General features: G+C 66.7%; 23 protein-coding genes. 4 read left to right on the top strand and 19 right to left on the bottom strand.

Features of this window, described 5'->3' with window-relative positions:
• The first annotated feature begins 56 nt into the window (after positions 1-56).
• From ACQPW1_RS03395 to ACQPW1_RS03380, 4 genes are all read left to right on the top strand, one after another.
• Positions 57-326, top strand: coding sequence for a hypothetical protein (locus ACQPW1_RS03395; RefSeq protein ID WP_433661319.1), 270 nt, complete (start codon positions 57-59; stop codon positions 324-326).
• 22 nt (positions 327-348) lie between these two features.
• Positions 349-1,155 carry an LLM class flavin-dependent oxidoreductase gene (locus ACQPW1_RS03390; RefSeq protein WP_433661318.1) on the top strand — a complete coding sequence of 269 codons (807 nt, stop codon included), beginning with the start codon at positions 349-351 and terminating at the stop codon, positions 1,153-1,155.
• A gap of 133 nt (positions 1,156-1,288) precedes the next feature.
• Positions 1,289-2,875, top strand: coding sequence for a flavin-containing monooxygenase (locus ACQPW1_RS03385; RefSeq protein WP_433661317.1), 1,587 nt, complete (start codon positions 1,289-1,291; stop codon positions 2,873-2,875).
• Positions 2,876-2,889: 14 nt separating this feature from the next.
• On the top strand, positions 2,890-3,402 hold the full coding sequence (locus tag ACQPW1_RS03380) for an SRPBCC family protein (RefSeq protein ID WP_433661316.1): 513 nt from the start codon (positions 2,890-2,892) through the stop codon (positions 3,400-3,402).
• A gap of 64 nt (positions 3,403-3,466) precedes the next feature.
• Here the strand turns inward: ACQPW1_RS03380 and ACQPW1_RS03375 are convergent, their stop codons facing one another.
• The 19 genes from ACQPW1_RS03375 to ftsH form a co-directional block, all read right to left on the bottom strand.
• Positions 3,467-6,022, bottom strand: a complete 2,556-nt coding sequence (locus ACQPW1_RS03375; protein WP_433661315.1) for an ATP-dependent Clp protease ATP-binding subunit — start codon at positions 6,020-6,022, stop codon at positions 3,467-3,469.
• A 275-nt stretch (positions 6,023-6,297) separates the two neighbouring features.
• Positions 6,298-7,239, bottom strand: coding sequence for an esterase/lipase family protein (locus ACQPW1_RS03370; RefSeq protein WP_433661314.1), 942 nt, complete (start codon positions 7,237-7,239; stop codon positions 6,298-6,300).
• A gap of 100 nt (positions 7,240-7,339) precedes the next feature.
• The gene (locus ACQPW1_RS03365) at positions 7,340-7,918 is read right to left on the bottom strand and encodes a DUF1772 domain-containing protein (RefSeq protein ID WP_433661313.1); all 579 of its coding nucleotides are present in this window, start codon (positions 7,916-7,918) and stop codon (positions 7,340-7,342) included.
• A gap of 130 nt (positions 7,919-8,048) precedes the next feature.
• On the bottom strand, positions 8,049-8,612 hold the full coding sequence (locus ACQPW1_RS03360) for an FHA domain-containing protein (RefSeq protein ID WP_433661312.1): 564 nt from the start codon (positions 8,610-8,612) through the stop codon (positions 8,049-8,051).
• Between the two features lie 282 nt (positions 8,613-8,894).
• Entirely contained in the window at positions 8,895-9,254 is a 360-nt protein-coding gene (locus ACQPW1_RS03355; protein ID WP_396991883.1) for a histone-like nucleoid-structuring protein Lsr2, read from the bottom strand.
• A gap of 115 nt (positions 9,255-9,369) precedes the next feature.
• Complete coding sequence (lysS, locus tag ACQPW1_RS03350; RefSeq protein WP_433665124.1) at positions 9,370-10,869, bottom strand: lysine--tRNA ligase; 1,500 nt, start codon at positions 10,867-10,869, stop codon at positions 9,370-9,372.
• Between the two features lie 263 nt (positions 10,870-11,132).
• A complete protein-coding gene (locus tag ACQPW1_RS03345) occupies positions 11,133-11,555 on the bottom strand; it encodes a rhodanese-like domain-containing protein (protein ID WP_433665123.1) in 423 nt (140 codons plus the stop codon).
• Between the two features lie 53 nt (positions 11,556-11,608).
• The gene (locus ACQPW1_RS03340; protein ID WP_433661311.1) at positions 11,609-12,271 is read right to left on the bottom strand and encodes a cysteine dioxygenase; all 663 of its coding nucleotides are present in this window, start codon (positions 12,269-12,271) and stop codon (positions 11,609-11,611) included.
• Positions 12,272-12,453: 182 nt separating this feature from the next.
• A complete protein-coding gene (locus tag ACQPW1_RS03335; RefSeq protein ID WP_433661310.1) occupies positions 12,454-13,251 on the bottom strand; it encodes a type III pantothenate kinase in 798 nt (265 codons plus the stop codon).
• A 1-nt stretch (position 13,252) separates the two neighbouring features.
• The gene (gene panD / locus ACQPW1_RS03330; protein ID WP_433661309.1) at positions 13,253-13,672 is read right to left on the bottom strand and encodes an aspartate 1-decarboxylase; all 420 of its coding nucleotides are present in this window, start codon (positions 13,670-13,672) and stop codon (positions 13,253-13,255) included.
• A gap of 25 nt (positions 13,673-13,697) precedes the next feature.
• A complete protein-coding gene (gene panC / locus ACQPW1_RS03325) occupies positions 13,698-14,627 on the bottom strand; it encodes a pantoate--beta-alanine ligase (RefSeq protein WP_433661308.1) in 930 nt (309 codons plus the stop codon).
• Positions 14,627-15,541, bottom strand: coding sequence for a Rossmann-like and DUF2520 domain-containing protein (locus ACQPW1_RS03320; protein WP_433665122.1), 915 nt, complete (start codon positions 15,539-15,541; stop codon positions 14,627-14,629). Before ACQPW1_RS03320 ends, panC begins: the two co-directional genes overlap by 1 nt.
• A gap of 199 nt (positions 15,542-15,740) precedes the next feature.
• Positions 15,741-16,730, bottom strand: a complete 990-nt coding sequence (locus tag ACQPW1_RS03315) for a DUF6779 domain-containing protein (protein WP_433661307.1) — start codon at positions 16,728-16,730, stop codon at positions 15,741-15,743.
• Positions 16,731-16,800: 70 nt separating this feature from the next.
• Entirely contained in the window at positions 16,801-17,271 is a 471-nt protein-coding gene (locus ACQPW1_RS03310) for a DUF3180 domain-containing protein (protein WP_433665121.1), read from the bottom strand.
• Entirely contained in the window at positions 17,268-17,822 is a 555-nt protein-coding gene (gene folK / locus ACQPW1_RS03305) for a 2-amino-4-hydroxy-6-hydroxymethyldihydropteridine diphosphokinase (protein ID WP_433661306.1), read from the bottom strand. Before folK ends, ACQPW1_RS03310 begins: the two co-directional genes overlap by 4 nt.
• A gap of 73 nt (positions 17,823-17,895) precedes the next feature.
• Positions 17,896-18,330 (bottom strand): dihydroneopterin aldolase, encoded by a 435-nt coding sequence (gene folB / locus ACQPW1_RS03300; RefSeq protein ID WP_433661305.1) that lies wholly within the window; start codon positions 18,328-18,330, stop codon positions 17,896-17,898.
• Positions 18,327-19,214, bottom strand: coding sequence for a dihydropteroate synthase (folP, locus tag ACQPW1_RS03295; protein ID WP_433661304.1), 888 nt, complete (start codon positions 19,212-19,214; stop codon positions 18,327-18,329). Before folP ends, folB begins: the two co-directional genes overlap by 4 nt.
• An 11-nt stretch (positions 19,215-19,225) precedes the next feature.
• Complete coding sequence (folE, locus tag ACQPW1_RS03290; protein WP_433665120.1) at positions 19,226-19,831, bottom strand: GTP cyclohydrolase I FolE; 606 nt, start codon at positions 19,829-19,831, stop codon at positions 19,226-19,228.
• Between the two features lie 223 nt (positions 19,832-20,054).
• Positions 20,055-22,466 carry an ATP-dependent zinc metalloprotease FtsH gene (gene ftsH / locus ACQPW1_RS03285; protein WP_433661303.1) on the bottom strand — a complete coding sequence of 804 codons (2,412 nt, stop codon included), beginning with the start codon at positions 22,464-22,466 and terminating at the stop codon, positions 20,055-20,057.
• Positions 22,467-22,489: the final 23 nt, after the last annotated feature.

Genomic DNA, 22,489 nt, shown 5'->3' with positions numbered 1-22,489 from the left:
CGAGCAGCGCCGCGCGACCGATGCCGCGGGGTGGGTCGGCGGCGCAGGCTTTGCGCATGAGCATTTCGACACAACCCGAGGTCATGACCTTCCTGGCCGACCATTACGACGGCAGCTGGCACCCGTGGCCGTTCTTCTGGATCTTCCCGCTGCTGTTCTGGATCACCTTCATCACCCTGGCGTTCTTCGGGCGGCGGCGGTTCATCGGCCGCGAGAGCGGAGTCGGCGCCCTGCGCACCGCGTTCGCCCGCGGCGAGATCACCGAGGACCAGTACCGCAGCCGCCTCGAGGTGCTGCGCGAACCGAAGCGACCGGCCAAGAGCTGACGCGGGAAGACGGGAGACCACCATGAAATTCGGCATTGTCATCACCCCGCGCTCCGGCGCCGAATGGGCCACCGCCGCAAAGGATGCCGAGCAGCAGGGCTACCAGACGATCCTGCTGCCGGACACGCTGAACACACCATCGCCCTTCCCGACACTGGCCGCCGCGGCAGCCGTCACCAGCACGGTCCGGCTGCGCCCCAACGTGCTCGCCGTCCCGCTGCGCACCGCTGCCGCGACCGTCCGGGAAACCGCTGCACTGCAACTGCTTTCGGACGGACGCTTCGAGCTGGGCATCGGCTCCGGCCGACCGGACGCGAGTTCGGAGGCCGAACGCCTCGGCATGCCATGGGGTTCCGCCGCAGAACGGCGCGCGCAGCTGGCCGACACCATCGCGGCGGTCCGCGCGCAGGTCGACCCGGCCCCGCCGGTCATCGTGGCCGCCAGCGGGCCGCGAATGCTGGCCGCGGCAGCGGAATTCGCGGATCGCATCCTGCTCGCCGCCGGGCCGCGGGTTACCGAGGCGGAGCTGGCCGACATGGTCCGCATCGTCCGCGACCACACCGACCGGGACATCCCGTTCAGCCATCAGCTGATCGGGATCGGCGACCGGCTGCCCTACTGGACGAGCACCCGGCTCGGCCTCAGTACGGACGAGTTGCGGGCGGCGGGTGCGGCGGGTGTCCTCGACGCCGACCCGGCGGCTGCCGCGGAGGTGCTCGAAACCCGCAGAGAGAAGTACGGAATCGATGAGGTGATCATCCCCGGCGAGTTGTCCGACGCCTTCGTTCCGGTGCTCGCGCGTTACGCGGCCACGCTCGGCGATCACTGACTGGCGCCCGGTGCCGACCGAGTCGGCACCGGGCCCAGACACCGAAAATCCCCGATTACCACCATTCCTTGACGTATCGACCCTGTAACGGCTTCAATCTAGAAGTACTGTCTCAGACACTTCAGGAGCCGCTATGCCGGGACTATCCGCGCCAGGGCAGGAAAAACCACAGTTCGAGGTGGCGATCATCGGCGCGGGAGCGGGCGGGATCTGTGCGGGCATCAAACTCGCCGAGATCGGCATCAACGATTTCGTGCTGGTCGACCGGGCCGCCGATTTCGGCGGCACCTGGCTGTTCAACACCTACCCGGGGGTCGGGGCGGATCTGCCGACGCTGGCCTACCAGTTCTCCTTCGCGCGCAAGCACGACTGGAAGCGATTCTTCGCCGACGGCAAGGAGATTCAGGACTATCACGTCGGGCTGGCATATCGGGCGGGGCTGCCGGGGAAGACGCTGTTCGATACCGACATCGTCAGGGAGGAATGGGACGAGGCGAATCACCTCTGGCGCCTGCACATCTCGGACGGCAGCCAGCTCACCGCCCGCTTCGTGATCAGCGCGGTGGGTGCGTATCTGCGGCCCAAGGACCGGCCCGCGATACCGGGGCTGGACGAGTTCCGCGGTGAGGTGATGATTCCGTCCCGGTGGAACCACAACTACGACTTCGCCGGTAAGCGGGTGGCGATCGTCGGCGTCGGCTCCAGCACCGTGCAGATCGCACCGGCCATCGCCGCTGACGTGGCGAATCTGGATGTGTACCAGCGCACCACGCAGTGGTATTTCCCGAAGCCGGACTTCCGAATGGCCCGATGGATGCAGCAGACGCTGCGGATTCCCGGGCTCTCCGCGCTACTGCACGGGGTCGCGCTAGCCGGGGTCGAGGTCGGCCTGCGCGGCCTGGTCTACACGCCGAATCGGCTGTTCCGCGCCGGTTCCTGGCCCGTGGACGCCGGTGCTCGGGCGCTGTATCGGGGGTGGCTGCGGTACAAGGTGCGTGATCCAGAGGTTCGCGCGAAGCTGGTGCCCGGCTACGGACCCGGCTGTACGCGTGGCACTCTCGGCGGCGACTATCTCCCGATCTTCAACCGCGACAACGTCGAGCTGGTCACCGACTCCATCGCGCGGATCACCGAGAACGCGATCGTGACGGCCGACGGCACGCACCGCCCGATCGACGCGTTGGTGCTGGCGACCGGCTACGAGGTGTTCTCCGATCCGGAGAGCTACCGCGAGGGCACGGTGGTCGGCGCGGACGGCTTCGACCTCGGCACGTTCTTCAATACCGAAGGGCTGCAGGCGTATCACAGCACGGCCGTGGCGGGCCTGCCGAACCGCTGGATGATGGTCGGGCCGTATTCGTGGACCGGGACGGCGTTCCACTACATCCTGGAAAACGCCATGCGCAATATCAACCGGGCCATCGACACCGCCCGTACTCGCGGCGCGACCAGGACCGAAGTCCGCCGCGAAGCGCAGCAGCGCTATCACGCCATGCTGATGCGGCGCGGCCGGAATATCGCGTACTACTTCTCCGTGCACTGCGCCGGTTCGAACACGTATTTCGTGAATTCCCAAGGTGATTCGCCGTATGTCCGGCCGAGCAGTCTGCTGCAGGCCCGGCGGGAGGGCGTGACCTATCCCCTCGACGACTACACCTACGAAACACTGCCCGCGGTGGTAGCGAACCGCACCGAGCACGCCGCACCTGCGACCGTCTAGGGAGACGAAAGAGCATGCGCTTCAAAGCATCCCCGATCGATCGCGATACCTACCCGGTCTTCTTCGCCACCGCCCCGTTCGTGAGCCGACTCCAATACGACTACGACGCAACACCCGATGATGTGTGGTCGGTGATCTCCGGTCCACGCATGTGGTCCTGGCTCCCGACGGTATGGGGCTGCCGCTACCCGGACGGTGAGACACCAGGACCGGGCACCGTGCGCGACTTCCAGATGTACCTGGATCGCTGGCTGTTCTACGCCCAGCACGAACGGATCCTGCACTGGGACAAGGGCAGCCGCATCGTCTACACCGCCACCGATGCCACGTTGCCGTTCTTCGGCTCGTGGTGTGAGGAGTACGCGATCGAGTCCCTCGACGCAGGCCGCCGCACCCGCCTGAATTGGACGCTGGCCGTCCGCCCGCGCTATATCGGCTGGCTGCCAGCCCAGTGGGTCGCCACCTTCCTGAAGCCCGCCTTCCGCTTCGAACTCGGCGCACTCCCCCGCGAACTCCCCATGCGCTGACAACTGAAGCCACACAACGGAAAAGGCCCGCCCCCGAAGGGAGCGGGCCTTTCTCGTAGTGCTTTTACTCGCCGGAGGCTTCCGCGGCGCCTTCAGCGGCACCGGTCAGCACGACCTCGGGCTTTTCCTCGTCCTTGTCCGCCTTGGTCAGCTTCGCCTTGGGGGTGAAGGTGAACTTGGCGTCCTCGCCGGAGCCTTCGCCGTCCCAGCCCTCGACATCGACGAACACGGTCTGACCGGGGCCGATCTCGCCGAAGAGGATCTTCTCCGACAGCTGGTCCTCGATCTCGCGCTGGATGGTCCGGCGCAGCGGCCGGGCCCCGAGCACGGGGTCGAAGCCACGCTTGGCCAGCAGCGCCTTGCCCTGCTCGGACAGCTCCATCGACATGTCCTTGTTCTTCAACTGGACGCCGACGCGGCCGATCATCAGGTCCACCATCTGCACGATCTGGTCGGTCGTGAGCTGGTGGAAGACGATGACATCGTCGATGCGGTTGAGGAACTCGGGCCGGAAGTGCTTCTTCAGCTCGTCGTTGACCTTGAGCTTCATCCGCTCGTAGTTCGAGCCCTGGATGTTGGACTGGGTGAAGCCCAGACCAACCGCCTTGGAGATATCCGAGGTGCCCAGGTTGGACGTGAAGATCAGCACGGTGTTCTTGAAGTCGACCGTGCGTCCCTGGCCGTCGGTGAGACGACCGTCCTCGAGGACCTGCAACAGGGTGTTGTAGATCTCCTGGTGTGCCTTTTCGATCTCGTCGAACAGAACGACGGAGAACGGCTTGCGGCGCACCTTCTCGGTGAGCTGGCCGCCCTCTTCGTAGCCGACGTACCCGGGAGGGGCACCGAACAGCCGCGATGCGGTGAAGCGGTCGTGGAACTCGCCCATGTCGATCTGGATGAGCGCGTCGTCGTCGCCGAACAGGAAGTTCGCCAGCGACTTGGCCAGCTCGGTCTTACCGACACCGGACGGACCGGCGAAGATGAACGAGCCGGACGGACGCTTCGGATCCTTCAGGCCGGCGCGAGTGCGGCGGATCGCCTTGGAGACGGCCTTGACGGCATCCTCCTGGCCGATGATCCGCTTGTGCAGCTCGTCCTCCATGCGGAGCAGACGGGTGGTCTCCTCCTCGGTGAGCTTGAAGACGGGGATACCGGTCCAGTTGGCCAGCACCTCCGCGATCTGCTCGTCGTCGACCTCGGCAACCACGTCGAGATCACCGGAGCGCCACTGCTTTTCCCGCTCGGCGCGCTTGGCGACCAGTTGCTTTTCCTTGTCGCGCAGTCGCGCCGCCTTCTCGAAGTCCTGCGCGTCGATAGCGCTTTCCTTCTCCCGGCGCGCATCGGCGATCTTGTCGTCGAATTCGCGCAGGTCCGGCGGAGCGGTCATGCGACGGATGCGCATGCGCGCACCGGCCTCGTCGATCAGGTCGATCGCCTTGTCCGGCAGGAACCGGTCGTTGATGTAGCGGTCGGCCAGGGTCGCCGCGGCCACCAGCGCGCCATCGGTGATGGAAACCCGGTGGTGTGCCTCGTAGCGGTCGCGCAGACCCTTCAGGATGTTGATGGTGTGCTCGACCGTCGGCTCGCCGACCTGGACCGGCTGGAACCGGCGCTCCAGCGCGGCATCCTTCTCGATGTACTTGCGGTACTCGTCGAGCGTGGTCGCGCCGATGGTCTGCAGCTCGCCACGGGCCAGCTTCGGCTTCAGGATGGACGCGGCGTCGATCGCGCCCTCGGCGGCACCCGCCCCGACGAGCGTGTGCAGCTCGTCGATGAACAGGATGATGTCGCCGCGGGTGTTGATCTCCTTGAGCACCTTCTTGAGGCGCTCTTCGAAGTCACCGCGGTAGCGGCTGCCCGCGACCAGGGAACCCAGGTCGAGGGTGTACAGCTGCTTGTCCTTCAGCGTCTCGGGAACCTCGCCGTTGACGATGGCCTGCGCGAGGCCCTCGACGACGGCGGTCTTACCGACACCGGGCTCACCGATCAGCACCGGGTTGTTCTTGGTGCGGCGGCTCAGCACCTGCATGACGCGCTCGATTTCCTTCGAGCGGCCGATGACGGGGTCGAGCTTGCCCTCCAGCGCGGCCTGGGTCAGGTTTCGGCCGAACTGATCGAGCACCAGCGAGGTGGACGGAGTGCCCGCCTCGCCGCGGGAACCGGATTCGACCGGCTCCTTGCCCTGGTACCCGGACAGCAGCTGGATGACCTGCTGCCGCACCCGGTTGAGATCGGCGCCCAGTTTGACGAGCACCTGCGCGGCAACGCCCTCACCCTCGCGGATGAGACCGAGCAGGATGTGCTCGGTACCGATGTAGTTGTGGCCGAGTTGCAACGCTTCGCGCAGACTCAGCTCCAAGACTTTTTTGGCCCTCGGGGTGAACGGGATGTGACCGGATGGAGCCTGCTGGCCCTGTCCGATGATCTCCTCCACCTGGCTGCGCACGCCCTCCAGCGAAATGCCGAGCGATTCCAGCGACTTGGCCGCGACACCCTCACCCTCATGGATCAGCCCCAGCAGGATGTGCTCGGTGCCGATGTAGTTGTGGTTGAGCATCCGGGCCTCTTCCTGGGCCAGGACAACGACACGCCTCGCGCGGTCGGTGAACCTCTCGAACATCGCTCCCTCACTCTCCTGCTCCGACATTCTGGCAACAGACGCCGCAGTGTGCTGTGTAACAACCGTGGGCGTCAGCCTGCCATGAAGCCCGGGGGTTGCGGCCCCCGCCTTCCACTCTAGTTGGCGGGGGATGCTGCCGCCGCCAGTCCACCCTATTGGCGACCAGCGTCAGCACGGTCATTCACTCTTAACGTGAGCATTGCATGATTCGTTTCCGAATCGGGTTTTGCCCTCAGCGAACACGGCTCGCCCGGCGGTGACCGTTCGCCCGGGTGCTACCCCGTGAACGGCGGGATGAAACCGCATGGCACGTCGTGCGGGTGTGCCGGATCCAGGGCGTTGAGCACGTAAGCCGCGGCACGTGGACTGCCCGCGATGCCCGCGTGTTCGGAAAAGTCCTGGGCACAGCCGTCTTGCACCACGATGTTAGTCACGTTCGGGCCGGGCACCAGGCCCGAGGTGTAGGGCACCACGAGCTCGTCGAGGCGGGTGGCGATATTGGTGTAGGTAACGGCCGGGTCGTAGACGCCGTCCGCGTTGAGTGCCCGCACGAAGTCCGAACCGGCGAAGACCTGGCGGCAGGCCTGGCAGAGCGAGCCGACCAGCGCGTCGAACGCCGGTCCGGCGCCGAGACGCTGGCTGAAGGCCGCGATCTCGGCGACGCCCGCGACGTCCGAACCGAGCCACGGCGGCGCGAGGGCGACCAGTTTGTCCACCTTGGCCGCGCCACCGAGCCGTTTGATGAAGTAATTGCCGATGAAATTGCCCTGCGAGTGGCCGACGATGTCGACCCGCTGCGCGCCGGTCACGGCGAGCACCCGGTCCACGAAGGCGGCGAACTGCGGCGCGCTCTGTTCCATCGGCAGCATGCCGCCGATGGCGGAGATCGGCCACGGCAGGTCGTAGGCGCCGTAGGTCATCGAGTACACGCAGTAGCCCTGATTGGCCAGCAGCGGCGCATATACGCCCCAATTCGTCTGTGCCCCACCGCCGGTGCCGTGTGCGAGCACCACCGGGTTCGGGTGCTCGGCGCTCGGGCGGCAGGACCAGTCGTTGGATCCGGGCAGCGAGCCGCCCGGCTGGGTCAGTTCGTTCGGGATGCCCGCGAAGAAGTTGTAGTCGACCGGATATTGCTCGGCCTGCGCGGGCGCCGCGGCGGCGGTCCACAGCGCGGCGAGTAGAACGACGAGAAAGGAAAAGCCTGGAACGCGCCGCACAGTAGCCTCCAAATCTGGAACGTGTTCCAGAAAGCTACCGTGCGGCGGGTTCCAGGCGCGGTCTAGTCGCGAAACTGGTTGCGGCCGTTGATGTCCAGCTCTACCGGTAAGTCGGGGCGCCCGGCTGGCCGGGGAACTGGCCCTGCGCCACCTGCGGGCCGGGGGCCGCCGCGCTCGCCTTGCCCTGCTGGATACCCGAGACGAACAGCGCACCGCAGAGCACCAGGAAGGCCAGCGTGTGCAGCACCGCGCGGACGATATTCCAACGCACCCAAGTGGATTCGAAGTCGGCCCGGACCTTGGCCAGGTCGGCGATCTGCGCCGGATCGCCCGCGGCGGCCAGCTGATCGTTCAGCGGCACGTTCAGGCCGGAGGTGACCGCGAAGGCGATGATGTTGATGACCAGGCCGACGCCGATCCAGATCAGCGTGGTGCGCTGGTCCTTACCCAGATGCAGTGCCGCGGCCAGAATCGAGAAGCCGACGGTGCCGAGGAACCCGATCATGAACACCGGGTTGATGATGACCACGTTGATCTTCTGCATCACGTCGATCATGGTGCGATCGTCGGTCTGATTCAGCGCGGGCATCACCGAGTTCGCGTAGCCGTAGAAAAGGCCGGCGATCAGGCCGGTGGCCAGGGTGGCGGCGACCAAGGCGGCCAAGCGTGCGGCGGTCATAATTCCTCCTGAGTGGAAACCCGACCGGAGCCCTCATCGCTCCGGTTCGATGGGTCTAAGTCAAGCCGGTTTCGACACGGCTCTCCATGGCCGAGACACTCGGCTGACTAAGCGATCGTCTACCGGAGGGTCACAGGTCCCGGTCGGAGATGAGTCCACTTTGGATCGCCAGGAAGGCCAGGCGGACGCGTTTCGCGTTCTGCGGCAGGTCCTCGACGCCGAACTTGGCGAACAGCGCGCGCAGATGCGTCTTGATCGCGTCGACGCTGAGGAACAATTCCTCGGCGATCTGCTGATTGGACGCGGGCGTCGCGAAGGCGGCGCCGTTCTTGTACGGCCGGCACAGCGCGATCAGCACCGAGCGCTGAGTTTCGGTGAGCTGACGAAAGCTCGGCGGGACGGTGCCGCTGGAGACGCGGGTGATGTCGTCGGCGACGCCACCGAAATCGTGGAAGGACACCCGCGAGGTGCCGACCCGGATCACGTCGCCCGCCATCAGCCTGCGCCTGCCGACCAGTCGGTCGCCGTTGACGAAAGTGCCGTTGCGGGAAAGGCCGTCGTCCACGATGGTCCACTGGGCGCCCAGATATTCGATCGCGGCGTGCAGCCGGGAAACCTCGGCGTCCCAGGGCAGCGCGAGGTCGGCCTGCGGCGAGCGACCGATCGTCACGCGTTCCTGATCGGCGGTGAGCATGAGCTCATGCTGACGACCCGTGTCATCTTGGAATCGCAAAAATGATCCGACGAATCCAGTCACTGCGCCGATACCTCGCTTCTCCATACCGCCAGTGACCGTCGCACGTTTCCATGGTGCCGCGTCCTGGAACCACGAGCAAGATCGATCCGCGCGCCACTTCGAGCAGCGTGTCACCGCGCCGCGCGGTTATATCAGCAGCCTATGAGCCGCCGGACAAAGAGAAAAACCGCCGCCCCGGCGTCGCACGATTCGCTGGGACGGCGGCTGAAAAATATGAAACTAACTCTTCGCGGCCTTGTTGTACGCGTCGGTGATGTCGGCGGAGATACGCCCCCGCGCGGACACCTTGTGTCCATTCCGACGAGCCCACTCGCGAATTGCTGCACTTTGTTCCCGATCGATCGAGACCCGACTCTTCGGGGCACCCGTCGCGGTCGCGGCGGCCTTGACCCGGCGACGGCCACTCACGCGACGCGCGCTCGAAACCCACTCTTCCAGCCCGTCGCGCAGCTTCGCGGCATTTGCCGACGACAGGTCGATCTCGTACGAAACACCGTCGATCGCAAACTCGATGGTCTCGTCCGCGATGGACTCCCCATCGACATCGTCGATCAGGCTAACGGTGACCTTCTTTGCCATGAGATGAACGTCCTCTCGAAATCGTGCGACCCGCATACTAGGCCGATTACCCGAGGCAAGAATACCTCGAAATTCAAATTTTCCAAGACGAGGCCGAGATTTTGCAATCAGCTGGTCACCGAGTGACCGGTCGCACAATTGGGAACAGTATTGTTTCCCGGATTCCGAGACCCGTCAACGCCATCAACAGACGATCGATTCCCATACCTGTACCGGTGGTCGGCGGCATGCCGTGCTCCATCGCGGCAAGGAAGTCCTCGTCCAACGCCATCGCTTCGTCGTCGCCTTGCGCGGCAAGTCGCGCCTGATCCACGAAGCGCTCGCGCTGGATCACCGGATCCACCAACTCCGAATAGCCAGTAGCCAACTCGAAGCCACGGACATAGAGATCCCACTTCTCGGTGACCCCGGCCTTGGTCCGATGCTGTCTGGTGAGCGGTGAGGTCTCCACCGGGAAGTCGCGTACGAAAGTCGGTGCGTAGAGCTTGTCGCCGTACTGGTGTTCCCAGAGTTCCTCGACGAGTTTGCCGTGGCCGTAGCCCTTGCCGTCGGGAATTTCCAGTCCGACTCGATCGGCGAGCTCGCGTAATTCGGCGATCGAAGTTTCCGGTGTCACGGAGACGCCGAGGGCGTCTGAGAGAGACGGGTACATCTCCACCGTCGCCCACTCGCCGCGCAGGTCGTATTCGGTGCCGTCGGCAAGCGTGACCACCTGGCTGCCGAACACCTCCTGGGCGACTTCCTGCACCAATTCCCGGGTCATCCGCGCCGAGTCGTCGTAGGTGCCGTAGGCCTCGTACGTTTCCAGCATCGCGAACTCGGGGGAATGGGTGGAGTCCGAACCCTCGTTGCGGAAGTTCCGGTTGATCTCGAAGACCTGCTCCAGGCCGCCGACCACGCAGCGCTTCAGGAACAGCTCCGGCGCGATACGCAGGTAGAGATCGATATCCAGGGCATTGGAATGGGTGACGAACGGCCGGGCCGCGGCGCCGCCGTGCAGCGTCTGCAGCATCGGCGTCTCCACCTCGAGGAAGCCGCGCCGTTCCAGCGCATTGCGCATCGCGCGCACCACCGCGATGCGCGTTCGTGCCATTTCCCTGGCCTCAGGGCGCACGATCAGATCGACATAGCGCTGCCGGACCCGCGACTCCTCGTTCATCTCCTTGTGCGCCACCGGCAGCGGCCGCAGCGACTTGGCCGCCATGAACCAGGAATCGGCCATGACGCTCAATTCCCCGGTCCGCGACGAGATCACCTCGCCGTGCACGAAAACGAAGTCACCGAGGTCGACATCGGACTTCCAGGCCGCGAGCGCGTCGGCGCCGACACCGTTCAGGCTGATCATCGCCTGCAGCTTGGTGCCGTCCCCCTCCTGCAGCGTCGCGAAACACAGCTTGCCGGTATTACGCATGAATATGACGCGACCAGCGACACCCGCCTGCAGTCCGGTCTGGGTGTCGGACGCCAGATCCGGATATGCGGCTCGAATTTCGGCGAGGGTATGCGTGCGCGGCACGACGACGGGATAGGCGTCACCGCCGTCCGCGAGCAACCGCTCCCGCTTCTCCTTGCGAATCCGTATCTGCTCCGGGGCATCGTCGGCGTCGGGCGCCACGGCAGGCCGCGAATCCGATGCGGGATCGCTGGACGAGGAAGTGTCGCTGGTGCTCACATCCAACAACCCTAGCGTGCACCGGAAATCGTTTTGCGGGCCGCCCGGCCTACTTCACGGAGTAACGAAGCGGTCTCGGTTCCGGCCTGCGGCCGCCGCCGGATTTGTGCGGTCCGGTATCACCGGAAATAGCGGGCATGCATCGATGGACGCACGAAAACGCTTGTGCGCCCTGATGTTTCGAGATGGAAGCGATGTGGTAGTAATTACAGCGAGGCGAGCGAGTCCACCTCGCGCGCGAAGTGCGGCGCCCGGATTCCGATGTGTAGTAGACCGGCCGCCTTCAATGCGTGGAAGCCGCCGACCAGATCGGTCGCCCGGTGCAGCCCGAGTTGTTGCAGCGCGTACGCGGCAAGGCTGGAGGTATAGCCCTCGGAGCAGGCGACGATCCATTCCACATCATGATCGGTGGCCAGTGCCAAGCGCGCCGAGCTGGTCGGATCGAGCCGCCATTCCAGCACATTCCGCTCGATCACCAGGGCACCGGGCAACGCGCCCTCACGCACGCGCTGCGCCTGCGGCCTGATGTCCACCAGAATCGCGCCCCTGGCGAGCGCCTGTGGCAATTCGAAGGCATAGATCCGGTCGAGCTGGGCCCGCGCGTTGTCGAGCATCTGATCGATGGTCAAACGGGTCAGGCCCGTGGGCGCTGTATTGATGATTTGCTCACTGCGTTCGCTCATTACATGTCACCTTCGGGCTGGTCGGTGAGAACGGTTCGGGTGCGCCGCAGGGTGCCGTGGCCAGTGACGTCGTAATAGGACATGGCGGTGAGCGGCGGAGAATAGGCGTGCACGCTGAGCGTGGGTTCGAGCAGTGCAGGGTCGATCGACTCGCTGGTACTGCCTGCCACGGACTGCGCCGGGGCACGCATTACATCGTGCACCCAGCCGATCGGAAATGACGCTTGATCGCCCGCGGCGAGTATGCGTCGGCGTAGTTCGGTGCCGTTCCAGCGGAACTCCGATAGCGCCCCGCTGAGCACGGTCAATGCACCGAGTGAGCCGGCATGGTCGTGCAGTTCGGTCGATTTTCCGGGCGTCCAGCTGATCAGCCAGACATCCACTTCGTCATCGGTGAGCAGGCGGGCCGCCCAGCGTTCATCGGCCGGCCATATGCCATTCGACGGGAGCAGGTGGTCATACCGCCCGGCCAGTACGTCTTCGGCGCCCTCATCGGTCAACCGCAGTAAATCGGCGGGCCGCAGGCGCGTCGGCAATGCGGAGGCCACGGCGCGTTCCAGTGGACCGGGGACGGCAGCCGACGAAGTCGGCGGGGTGGGTAAGCGCGAGCTGGCCGAATAGGCGTCCCGGGCTGAGGAAAGGGAGAGAACGGAAGAACGCATGAGCGAATCTCCAGGAGGTAGCGATCGGTCGAGGGCGGTAGTCAGCCTCGATCGGTCGAGGCCAGGTCAGCCTCGACAACACTCCTGGGTGCGCACGCGGAAATACACGGTGGTGAGTGTATCAGCATCGTGGGCGGTTTCGGCAAGCGTCAACTGGTGCGACAAACCCGACATCGCGAAAATCAGACAGCGCCCTTGCGGCGTTGGTTTCGCTCGTATACGTGACGCAGGCCGGTCAGCGTGAGGTACGGATCGTGGTCATCGATGGTCTCCGATTCCGCGACGATCAGCGCCGCGGTCGGGCCGGTCGCGACCACCGCGACATCATTGCCCGCGAAAGCCTCGAACTCGTCGCGAATCCGGTCGATCAGCCCGTCCACCATCCCGGCGAAACCGAAAACCGCGCCGGACTGCATGGCTTCCATACTGTTCTTCCCCAGCACCGAACGCGGCCGCGCCAGTTCGACCCGGCGCAGTGCGCTGCGTTCCACCAGGGCTTCGGTGGAAATCTCCACGCCGGGCGCGATGATGCCGCCGAGGAACTCGCCTTTCGCCGAGACCAGGTCGACGCAGATCGCGGTGCCGAAATCGATAACGATCGCCGGTGCGGAATAGCGCTGATAGGCGGCGAGGCAGTTCACGATCCGGTCCGCGCCAACCTCTTTCGGGTTATCCACCAGCAGCGGAATACCCGTGCGGACGCCGGGCTCGACCAGTACGTGCGGCACATGGCCCCAATACTCACTGAGCATCGTGCGCAGTTCACGCAGCACCGGCGGCACCGTGGCCAGCGCGGAAACTCCGATCACCTCGTCCAGCTGCGGGCCGATCAGGCCGCGCACCTGCATGGCGAATTCGTCGGCGGTCAGCAGTGGATTGGTGTGGATCCGCCAGTGCCGCACCAGTTTCGAATGCGCGCCGGTGCCCGAGAAAAGGCCGAGCACGATACTGGTATTACGGACATCGATTGTCAGCAGCATGTCAGGCGAGCGACAGCGAGCGCGGCGAGGTCAGGCCGGAACCTTCCGGCGCGTGCGCCGGATCGGAGCCGAGTTCGACCGGGCGATTGCGTTCGTCCACGAAAACGACCTTCGGGGCGTATTCCGCGATTTCCTGCTCGTTCAGCTGGGCATAGGCAATAAGGATCACCAAATCGCCGGGCTGCACCAGATGGGCGGCGGCGCCGTTGATCCCGATCACGCCGGATCCGCGTTCACCCGCGATGACATAGGTCTCCAGGCGGGCGCCGTTGTCGATGTCGACGATGCAGACCTGCTCGCCTTCCAGCAGATCGGCGGCGTCGAGCAGATCCTGGTCCACCGTCACCGAGCCGACGTAGTGCAGGTCGGCGTGGGTCACCGTGGCGCGGTGGATCTTCGACTTCATCATGGTGCGCAGCATTGCGTCCCTTTCGTTGGTTCGTCGCCTATGCAGGCTGAGAGGTCCGCTGGGCGGAAACGTTGGGGTGGCCGTCGATCGGCGCGCCGAGGGTGACGGCGACATTGTCGATCAGCCGGGTCGGGCCGACCTTGGCGGCGATGAGCAGCCGGGCGTTGCCGGTCGCCGGGGCGGGGCCGAGACTGGTGGAGCGCAGTTCGAGGTAGTCGAGCTCGACGCCGGGCACCGCGTCGAGCACTTGACGGGCCGCGGCGACCACCGATTCGGGGCCGAGGCCGCCCGCGTGCTTGCCCGCGGCCAGCGCCGCCGACAGGCCGAGCGCCGATTCACGCTGTGCCGCATCGAGATACCGGTTCCGCGAGGACATGGCCAGACCGTCGGGCTCGCGCACGGTGGCGATCGGCTTGATCTTCACATCGAAGTTCAGATCGCGGACCAGCTGCCGGACCAGCGTGAGTTGCTGGTAGTCCTTCTCGCCGAAGTACACCTCGGTCGGCCGCGCGATCTGCAGCAGCTTGGCTACTACGGTCAGCATGCCCGCGAAATGCGTTGGCCTGGTTGCACCTTCGAGCTCGGCGCCGATCGGTCCCGGGTGCACGGTGGTGCGCGGGCCGTCCGGGTACATATCGGCCACGCTCGGCGCGAACACCAGCCCGACCCCCTCCGCGCGCAGCAGCGCCACGTCGGAGTCGAGGGTGCGCGGATACTTGTCGAGGTCCTCGTTCGCGCCGAACTGCAACGGATTCACGAAGATCGAGACGATGACGACCTGATTGTTCCGCTTGGCCGTCCGCACGATTTCCAAATGGCCCTCGTGCAGCGCGCCCATGGTCGGCACCAGCGCGACGGTGCGGCCGACGCTGCGCAGCGCGTTGGACACCTGGGTGAGCACGGCGGGGTCGTGGTGCACGGTCAATTCACCGGGCTTATAAGCGCCACGCAATTTCGTATCGAACATCAGCGCCCTTTCAGCAGCTCGATGACGGCGGGATTGGTACCCGCCCGTTCGGCGGTCCGCAGCGACAGCGCGCGGTAACCCTCGGCCAGGCGGGGGTCGACGGACTCCAGTGCGGTCAGGTGGGCGGCGACGGCGTCCGCGTCACCGCGGGCCACCGGGCCGGTCAGCGCGGACTGCCCGCGCCGTAACGCGTTGTCCAGCGCGGCGGAGGCGAGCGGGGCCAGCAGTCGCTCGGCCAGCCCGTTCGGCTGATCGTCGACGATCTGCTGCCCGAGCAAGCCCGGCCCCTCCAGTGCGACCCGAAGTGCGGCAAGGGCATCCACGATCACCGTGACCAGGTGATTACTGCCGTGCGCGAGGGCCGCGTGATAGAGCGCGCGATGCTGTTCCTGCACCCGGACCGGCTCGCCGCCCATTTCGATCACCAGCGCCTGCGCGATGGCGTAGCCGATCTCGTCGGCGGCGGTGATGCCGAAACACGCGTTGCCGAGTCGTGCCAGGTCTTCGTCGTGGCCGGTGAAGGTCATCGCCGGATGAATGGCCAGTGGCATGGCACCGATTTCGGCGAGCGGGGCGAGCACGCCGACACCATTGGCGCCGGAGGTGTGCGCCACGATCGTGCCCGGCCGGACCACATTCGCGCCGGCCAGGCCGCGCGCCAAACCGGCCAGCTCGGTATCGGGCACGGCGAGCAGCAGCAGTTCGCTGCGCGCCGCCACGTCCTCCACCGGCAGGATCTCCGAATCGGGCAGCCGGGACTGCGCGCGGCGCACCGAGGCGTCGGATATCGCGGCGACGCCGAACACCACGTGTCCGGCGCGTTCGAGTGCCGCGCCCAGTGCGGAGCCCACGCGTCCCGCCGAGACGATTCCCACCGTCAGGCGTGCGGGCGCGAGATCACCACCGGCGACCAATTGCGGGTCGCTCGAAACGGGGTAGCCCGAAGCCGCGTCGTCAGAATTCACGCTTCTCGAGGTCAACAGTGTCCTCTCGATTTCGTTCCAGTCCCGCCGAGCGGGTACCGGACGTACGCCATCGAGAATATCGGCCCGATGTTTGCCAGTGCCACGGACCTGGGCAGTGATTTACAACGCAGCGTTCGATCGGCGGTGTTCACCGCCGATCGCGACTCTTCTCCTCGGATTGCAGGTTGGCCATGATCTCGGCGACCGAAAGCCGGCGCTCGGGCACATCGGAATCCGCGTCGGCTTCGGCGCGACGCCGCCTGCGCGAGCTGGCGGTGCCGACCGTCGGGCCCTCCGTCGTCGGCCAGGCCGAGGGCCGGGTCGTCTGATACGAGGGCTTGGGGGTCGGCCGCGGTGTCGGCGTCGGCTGGATGACCGGGCCCTCGGTGAAGGCGTCGGCCCAGCCGGATCCGGATCGGTCCGGATCGTCGTTGTGCCGTTCGGTCATGTTGACGTCGGTGACTTCGGTGTCGTTCTCGTCGTCATCGATCGAGACCGCGGACGTCTCGGCGGTGACCGGGTCGTCGAAGGGGCTGGCGAAAAGCGGCGGCTCGGGATGGTCCGGCACGAACACCGGGGTCACGCTGCTGCGCGGTTGCTGGTGCGGCGGTACGGACCAGGGTCCGGCATTCGCGGAGCTATTGTTCGCCGGATCGCCGACCGCGCTGGTCAGCTCTTGAATCCGGGTCGCGTCGGCGCGCAGGGCCGGCCGATCCATCGGCAGATCGCCGTCGAAGAGCCGCTGCAGGCTCGTTCGGAGCACGGTGAGCTCGGCGCGCAGCGCGGCCAGCTCGGTGGCGTCGGCGCCGACTTCCTCGCGCACGCGCGACTCGATACCGAGCTCGAATTCGCGCCGGGCGGTGACCTCACGCTCGAGTTGCAACTCGTAAACCGTCTGCAGGTCGCGAACCTTGGCCTTGTCGATCGTCGCTTCCTTGCGATACCTCGTCGCAGCTAACGCGCCGATGACCGCCGCCCACAGGGCCGCTACCAAACCGATCCGGACGAACTGCAGGCTGTTGCTGAAGACCAGGAAAACGCTGGCAACCAGCCCGAGCAAAATCAATACGCCGATGAACAATTTTCCCGCGTCGTCCCGCCGTCGACGGGAAGTGCTGGTACGGGAGGGTGAAACCATGCAAGCCAGGGTAGCTTGATCGACTCGTCACGCCCACAACTCGCCTCGGCAATTCCGAACGGCATATTTGCTATGTGGTTGCCGGATCGTCTGTCGGGTCCTCTGGAGCACGGCAGCAATACTCGAGCCACAGGGCTGCAGCAACCAAAGCCACCCCCGCCAGCATCCCTACGATCGCGCCAGGACTGTCCGCGGCGGCCGCGCCGAGCGTGCCGCGCTGCGGGAAGACCCAGCAGAGGAAACCGAGCCACACGCCCGCCGCGATCGAACCGACTTGCAGCGACGCCTTGGCCAGCGCGACCGCGCGGGCCGCGGTGATCGGGTGCAGCTGATGCCTGCCGTTGCCGAGCTGGTTGTCGTTGACCCTCGCCCGGATCACGAAGCCCAGCACCGCCTCGATGGCCGCGACCGGATACAGCGACGCACCCGCGTAGGTCGAGATCGGCGGAAAGCTGTTGTAGGCCATCCGCGTCGCGACCCAGGCGACGATCGCGGCGATGACCACGTTCGCCACCAGGTCGAGGATTCGCGTGGGTTTCAGCTGCACGACGCCGAACCTTCGGCGGCAGGCGACAAGGTCAGCTCGGTCCGGACCAGGCCGGTGCGCTCGTCGACGGGCAGTTCGTCGAGCAGGTCGGTGACAGCCTGCGCTCTGCCGTCGACCTCGAGCACCGCGTCCGGTTCCACATCCAGCCACGGGACCAGGACGAACGCACGGTTGTGCGCCTCGGGATGCGGCAACGTCAGTTCCGGATCGGCGCTGCTGATGGCCACCAGCTCACCGTCTGTGCGCTCCGCACACCAGACCACGTCGACGTCGAGTGTCCGTGGGCCCCAGTGCACTTCGCGGACCCGCTCGGCGGCCTGCTCGAGCCGCTGACCGTGCCGCAGCCAGTCGATACCGGCGAACGCCGGATCATCCACCACGAGAACGGCATTGAGGTAGTCGTCCTGTTCGACGCCGCCCCACGGCGGGGTCGAGTACACCGGCGACACGGCGACGACCCGATCGCCGAAGCCGTCCACCACGGTGCGCAGATGCGCCAGCCGGTCCCCCATATTGGAACCAATGGAGAGCACGGCGCGGGTCACGACTCCGCCTCGCTGACGCTCGGCTCCGCTGTGCCCCGTGGCGCTGTGCCGATGGCTCGCTCGCTGCGCTCGCTCACAAAGGCTCCCCGCGGTGTCGCGAGGTGACGACGCGGACATCGGCGAAGGTGTGCGGGATCGGCGCGGACGGCTTGTGCACAACCACCTCGACCGAGGTGATGCGCGGATCGGTCATCACGTCGTCGGCGATCTCGGAGGCCACGGTTTCGATGAGGTTGCGCGGTGGGCCCTCGATGATTCGCACGGCGTTCCCGGCGAGCTCGCCGTAGTGCGCGGTGGCGAGCAGGTCGTCGGTGGCCGCGGCGACGGAGAAGTCCAGCCACACGGTTAGATCGACGATGAATTCCTGGCCGTCGCGGCGTTCGTGATCGAACACCCCGTGATGGCCGACGGCGCGTAACCCGCGCAGCTCGATGCGGTCGGCGCCGCGCCGGACCGCCGAATTCTCCTGCGCCGCAGCCTGCTCAGCGGTGGCGGGGGTCGGGTTCATCGGTGCGCTCCTTGCGATGGGGCAGTGCGGCGCCGGGCGGCGGCCTGCCAGGCGTCGGTAACGGTGATGGCGTCCAGCGAGGCGCGCACGTCGTGCACCCGCACGCCCCAGGCGCCGTGCATGGCGACCAGCGCCGAGACGGTCGCGGTGGCGGTCTCGCGGCCGTCGGGCGGGCGCGGGCCGGAGTCGTCGGCGAGCAGCGAACCGAGGAAGCGTTTGCGGGAGGCGCCGATGAGGATCGGCAGTCCGTTGCCGATCAGTTCGGGCAGCGCGCCGAGCAGGGCCCAGTTGTGCTCGGCGTTCTTGGCGAAGCCGAGGCCGGGATCGAGAATCAGGCGCGACGGGTCGACGCCGGCGGCGACGGCCAGGTCCACCTGGGTGGTCAGCTCGGCGAGCACCTCGGCGACCACGTCGTCGTAGTGGTCGGCCGGGCCGGTGTGCCGGTAGTCGGCGCCCGCCCGCCAGTGCATGAGGATCCACGGGACATCGGCGGCGGCAACGACTTTCACCATGTCGGGATCGGCACGGCCGCCGGACACGTCGTTCACCACCGAGACGCCCGCGGCCAATGCGGCCTCGGCCACGCTGGCCCGCATGGTGTCGACGCTGGTCGGCACGCCCGCCGCAACCAAGCCGCGGATCACCGGAACGACCCGTTGCGCTTCGGTTTCCGGATCGATGCGTACCGCGCCCGGCCTCGTCGACTCGCCGCCGATGTCGACCAGGTCGGCACCCGCCGCGTACAACTCGACGCCGTGCGCGATGGCCAGCTCGGGATCGAGGTAGCGGCCGCCGTCGGAGAACGAATCACTGGTGACGTTGACGACGCCCATCACCACACAGGAGCGACCGCCACGCGCGAAGCTGCTCCCACCTAAGGTCATCTGATCCTCGTTCACTTCCGAAGAATGAGATCGAGAGCCTCGGAGCGCGAGGACGGGCTGGACTGGAGCAGGCCACGGACCGCCGAGGTGGTGGTGCTCGCGCCCGGCTTGCGGATGCCGCGCATGGCCATGCACAGGTGCTCGGCCTCGATCACCACGATGGCGCCGCGCGGGTCCAGCTTGCGCATCACCGCGTCGGCGATCTGGCTAGTGAGTCGCTCCTGCACCTGCGGGCGCTTGGCGTACAGATCGACAACGCGGGCCAGCTTGGACAGCCCGGTGACCCGGCCGTGCTTGCCGGGGATGTAGCCGACGTGCGCGACACCGTGGAACGACACCAGGTGGTGTTCACAGGTGGAGTACATGGGGATGTCGCGGACGACCACCAGTTCCTGGTGCCCCTCGTCGAACGTGGTGTTCAGCACCGCGTCCGGCTCGACGTAGAGCCCGGCGAACATCTCGCGGTAGGCGCGGGCGACGCGGGCGGGGGTATCGAGCAAGCCGGGCCGGTCGGGGTTCTCGCCGACCGCGAGCAGCAACTCGCGCACCGCGGCTTCGGCCCTGGCCTGGTCGAACGGCTCACCGGTTTCCAGAGCGATGAGCTCCGGCCTGGTCACGCCGTTGCCGGAGCCGTTTTCGTCAACACCGTCCGAATCGGCGAGCGCGTGGCCGCCGACGTGATTGTTGGCCGACAATCGAGGACACCTCCAAAATCTCGGGTCCCGGCAATCACTCGGCACCCCGATGGTCGAGCCTAATCGTCACTGCTCACGGCGCGAGCAAGAGGCCCGGAGGCGGCCGCTCGCGTGACCTCGGAGGTCCCGCGAGCGCCGCCCTACTTCAGTGCCGACCGTTGTTCGGGCCATCCCACTCGCCGTTGTCGCCCTCACCGTTCGGGTTCGGGCGACCCGGCTCTTCGTAACCGGGGTGGTCGCCGTAGTTGCCACGCTCGTAGCCACCGTCCGGCTGAGCGCCCTGCGGGCCCCACGACGGCTGGTAACCCTGGCGCTGCTGCGGCTCGGTCCAGCCACTCGGCTGGCCCGGCTGCTGCTGCTCGTCCCGCGGCGGCCAGCCGGGGGCCGACCAACCGGCGGGCGCGCCATAGTCCGGCCGCGAGCCGTGCGTGCCACCGCGTTGCGGGTAGCCACCCTGCGCGGGCCCCTGCGGTGCCGGGTAACCGGACGCGGGCGGTGCCGGGTAACCGTATTGCGGCTGCGCGGTGTAGGCACCCTCGTCCGGATAGCCGTTGGCGGGCTGGTTGTCCCGGGCCACGCCCGCGGGCAGCGGCGCCGGGATCTGCTCCGGCGGCGGCCACGGCTCGCCGCGCTCCAGCGCCAGCTCGCCCGGGGTCTTCACCGGCGGCTTGGTCGAGGGCACGCGGTCGCCGAAGTCGTTGAACGCGGTGATCCGCGGCCGCTTCTGCACCGCGGCGAGCAGGGTCTCGAGCTCCTTGCGGTGCAACGTCTCCTTCTCCAGCAGCGCCGTCGCCAGCACGTCGAGCACGTCGCGGTACTCGTTGAGGATGGCCCACGCCTCGGTGTGCGCGGCCTCGATCAGGTTGCGCACCTCCACGTCGATGGCGCCCGCGACCTCGTGCGAGTAGTCCGAGCTCTGGCCCATCGAGCGACCGAGGAACGGGTCGCCCGCTTCCTGGCCGTAGCGCACCGCGCCGAGGCGCGAGCTCATGCCGTACTCGGTCACCATCGCGCGAGCGATCTTGGTGGCCTGGTCGATATCGGAGGACGCGCCGGTGGTCGGCTCGTGGAACACCAGTTCCTCGGCCGCGCGGCCGCCCATCGCCATCACCAGGCGGGCGATCATCTCCGAGCGGGTCATCAGGCCCTTGTCGTCCTCGGGCACCGTCATGGCATGGCCGCCGGTGCGGCCGCGGGCCAGGATGGTCACCTTGTAGACGGGCTCGATATCCGGCATCGCCCAGGCGGCCAGCGTGTGCCCGCCCTCGTGGTACGCGGTGATCTTCTTCTCGTGCTCGCTGATGATCCGGCTCTTGCGGCGCGGGCCACCGACCACGCGGTCCACCGATTCCTCGAGCGAGTCGCCGGTGATGACGGCGCCGTTCTCGCGGGCGGTGAGCAGCGCGGCCTCGTTGATCACGTTGGCCAGGTCGGCGCCGGACATGCCGACGGTGCGCTTGGCCAGACCGTCGAGGTCGGCGTCGGGCGAGATCGGCTTGCCCTGCGAGTGCACCCGCAGGATGGCGCGGCGACCCGCCAGGTCGGGGTTGCCGACCGGGATCTGCCGGTCGAACCGGCCGGGGCGCAGCAGCGCGGGGTCGAGGATGTCCGGGCGGTTGGTCGCCGCGATCAGGATGACGCCGGTGCGGTCACCGAAGCCGTCCATCTCGACGAGCAGCTGGTTCAGCGTCTGCTCACGTTCGTCGTGCCCGCCGCCGAGGCCGGCGCCGCGCTGGCGGCCGACCGCGTCGATCTCGTCGACGAAGATGATGCACGGGCTGTTCTGCTTGGCCTGTTCGAACAGGTCACGCACGCGGGACGCGCCGACACCGACGAACATCTCGACGAAGTCCGAACCGGAGATGGTGAAGAACGGCACGCCCGCCTCGCCGGCCACGGCGCGCGCGAGCAGCGTCTTACCGGTTCCGGGCGGGCCGTACAGCAGCACGCCCTTCGGGATCTTGGCGCCGAGGGCCTGGTAGCGGACCGGGTTCTGGAGGAAGTCCTTGATCTCGTAGAGCTCTTCGACCGCCTCGTCGGCACCGGCCACGTCACCGAACGTGGTCTTGGGCATGTCTTTGGACAGCTGCTTGGCCTTCGACTTGCCGAAGCCCATCATGCCGCCGCGACCACCACCCTGCATGCGGGCCATGACGAAGACGAACAGGCCGAGCAGGATGATCATCGGCAGCACGAACAGCAGGATCTGGGTGAGCCAGCTGTCCTGCTTGACCACGGTGTTATAGGTGGCGCCGGAATTCTTCACGGCGTCGAAGACCTGTCCGGAACTCGCGCTGCCGCCGGGGTATTTGGCGATGATCTTGCTCTGGCCACTGGTCGCGTCGTTGCCGTTCTTCAGCTCGATGCGCAGTTGCTGTTCACGATCATCGATCTGAACATTCTTGACGTTGCTCTTGTCGTTCAGCTGGCTCAATGCGACGGACGTATCGACGCTCTTCCAGCCGCGCGTGTCGTTGCCGAAATAGCTGAACGCATAGATCACGAGCAAGATGCCCGAGACTATGGCCAGGGTGCGAAACACAGTCTTGCGGTTCATAGAGCGTCGGCCGGTCCGGCCAG

The organism is Nocardia sp. CA-128927 (genome assembly GCF_050955855.1).
GTDB lineage: Bacteria > Actinomycetota > Actinomycetes > Mycobacteriales > Mycobacteriaceae > Nocardia.
The sequence above is the reverse complement of the archived record's forward strand: the minus strand, read 5'-3'. Positions and strand labels throughout refer to the sequence as shown.

What these genes read in the sequence shown, in the direction of transcription:
- ACQPW1_RS03395 (WP_433661319.1), top strand. Translation starts at nt 57, where the DNA reads ATGAGCATTTCGACACAACCCGAGGTCATGACCTTCCTGGCCGACCAT.
- ACQPW1_RS03390 (WP_433661318.1), top strand. Translation starts at nt 349, where the DNA reads ATGAAATTCGGCATTGTCATCACCCCGCGCTCCGGCGCCGAATGGGCC.
- ACQPW1_RS03385 (WP_433661317.1), top strand. Translation starts at nt 1,289, where the DNA reads ATGCCGGGACTATCCGCGCCAGGGCAGGAAAAACCACAGTTCGAGGTG.
- ACQPW1_RS03380 (WP_433661316.1), top strand. Translation starts at nt 2,890, where the DNA reads ATGCGCTTCAAAGCATCCCCGATCGATCGCGATACCTACCCGGTCTTC.
- ACQPW1_RS03375 (WP_433661315.1), bottom strand. Translation starts at nt 6,022, where the DNA reads ATGTTCGAGAGGTTCACCGACCGCGCGAGGCGTGTCGTTGTCCTGGCC.
- ACQPW1_RS03365 (WP_433661313.1), bottom strand. Translation starts at nt 7,918, where the DNA reads ATGACCGCCGCACGCTTGGCCGCCTTGGTCGCCGCCACCCTGGCCACC.
- ACQPW1_RS03360 (WP_433661312.1), bottom strand. Translation starts at nt 8,612, where the DNA reads ATGCTCACCGCCGATCAGGAACGCGTGACGATCGGTCGCTCGCCGCAG.
- ACQPW1_RS03355 (WP_396991883.1), bottom strand. Translation starts at nt 9,254, where the DNA reads ATGGCAAAGAAGGTCACCGTTAGCCTGATCGACGATGTCGATGGGGAG.
- ACQPW1_RS03340 (WP_433661311.1), bottom strand. Translation starts at nt 12,271, where the DNA reads ATGCGTTCTTCCGTTCTCTCCCTTTCCTCAGCCCGGGACGCCTATTCG.
- ACQPW1_RS03335 (WP_433661310.1), bottom strand. Translation starts at nt 13,251, where the DNA reads ATGCTGCTGACAATCGATGTCCGTAATACCAGTATCGTGCTCGGCCTT.
- panD (WP_433661309.1), bottom strand. Translation starts at nt 13,672, where the DNA reads ATGCTGCGCACCATGATGAAGTCGAAGATCCACCGCGCCACGGTGACC.
- panC (WP_433661308.1), bottom strand. Translation starts at nt 14,627, where the DNA reads ATGTTCGATACGAAATTGCGTGGCGCTTATAAGCCCGGTGAATTGACC.
- ACQPW1_RS03315 (WP_433661307.1), bottom strand. Translation starts at nt 16,730, where the DNA reads ATGGTTTCACCCTCCCGTACCAGCACTTCCCGTCGACGGCGGGACGAC.
- folB (WP_433661305.1), bottom strand. Translation starts at nt 18,330, where the DNA reads ATGAACCCGACCCCCGCCACCGCTGAGCAGGCTGCGGCGCAGGAGAAT.
- folP (WP_433661304.1), bottom strand. Translation starts at nt 19,214, where the DNA reads ATGACCTTAGGTGGGAGCAGCTTCGCGCGTGGCGGTCGCTCCTGTGTG.
- ftsH (WP_433661303.1), bottom strand. Translation starts at nt 22,466, where the DNA reads ATGAACCGCAAGACTGTGTTTCGCACCCTGGCCATAGTCTCGGGCATC.